The sequence below is a fragment of the Roseateles sp. P5_B10 genome, assembly GCF_056400485.1.
Genome location: NZ_JBFULE010001238.1, coordinates 1 through 1,073 on the forward strand (window position 1 = coordinate 1; position 1,073 = coordinate 1,073).

Sequence of the window (1,073 nt, forward strand, 5' to 3'; positions counted from 1 at the left end):
ATCCCGAACTGGACCAGTGACAACGGCAAGACCTTCCCGGCCCTGCACTGGGTGGTGACGCGCAAGGACGAGGCCGGCAAGCCGGGCCGCATCCAGATCAAGTTCGCCAGCCGCGCCGCCACCGATCAGCCGGTGCGCGTGAAGCTGACCGGCGTGAACAAGCTTGCACCCACGGCCCAGCTGACCGTGATGAGCTCGGCCAACCCCGATGCAGCCAACTCGCTGGACGAGCCGACCCGCGTCGCGCCGAAGACCCAGCCCCTCAAGGGCATTGCGCGCGAATTCACGCTGACGCTACCCGCCTACTCGGTGGGCGTCCTGGAGATTGAGACCCGGTGAACCGTCGGGCTGGATCCGAGGATCCGTAAACGGTCCAGTGCTGCTCGCTCAGGGGCTGCAGGCACTCGAAGAGTGCCAACGCCTGCGCGGGCGTCCAGTGTGTCGGCTGCGCCGACAGGGTGCCGCAGCGTGGCGTCACGGCTTGGCCTTGCGGGAGCCGGCGCGGACTTGGCCGCGCGCTGGCGCGTGCCGGTGATCATGCACGCTGGATCGCGTGCTCATCGTGCTGAACTGGCTGCTCACGTTCGCTGGAATATGCATTGCCGAAATGGCCGAAAGTGTGGAAGTACTCGTGGCCCACATCCAACCAGTCGCAGAAACGGATGCCCAGCTTGTAGCTGCCGTTGGTGGCGCGCAGGAACTCGACCTCGTCAATGCCGAGCAGCTGGTTGTAGTTGCGTATTGACGGGAACGTGGCCTCGCCGACACCGATGATCGGAATCTCCTCCGACTCGACGAGCTCGACACTGACGCGGCCTTTCAAGCCGGTGGCGAGGGCGGCGGCGGTCATCCACCCCGCGCTGCCCCCGCCGACGACGACGATGCGGTTGTACTGCTGTGACATGGCCTGCATGCTTGGGCAACGACTAGCGATGGTCGCCGGTGACGACAGCGGACCTGCAGGTGCCGTCCTCGGCGCTGCCACGYGCCATCAGGTCGGCAGGCAGGGAAACGAGGCCAGCAAAGCGCTGCCGCGCGCAGGACCATGGCAGCAGGCACGGACGTTTGATCCG

At 66.3% G+C, this 1,073-nt stretch carries 2 protein-coding genes; one reads left to right on the forward strand and one right to left on the reverse strand.

Going from position 1 to position 1,073, the window contains the following annotated elements; all coding sequences use genetic code 11:
- Positions 1-339, forward strand: a 339-nt coding sequence (locus AC1DU6_RS32385; RefSeq protein WP_477862331.1) for an alpha-L-arabinofuranosidase C-terminal domain-containing protein, incomplete at its 5' end; no start/stop codon positions are given.
- Positions 340-535: 196 nt separating this feature from the next.
- On the opposite strand, the gene AC1DU6_RS32390 is transcribed toward AC1DU6_RS32385, so the two are convergent.
- Positions 536-904, reverse strand: coding sequence for a tryptophan 7-halogenase (locus AC1DU6_RS32390; RefSeq protein ID WP_457325993.1), 369 nt, complete (start codon positions 902-904; stop codon positions 536-538).
- Positions 905-1,073 lie beyond the last annotated feature (169 nt).

Coding starts and splice junctions, on each gene's coding strand:
- AC1DU6_RS32390 (WP_457325993.1), bottom strand. CDS start 904: ATGTCACAGCAGTACAACCGCATCGTCGTCGTCGGCGGGGGCAGCGCG.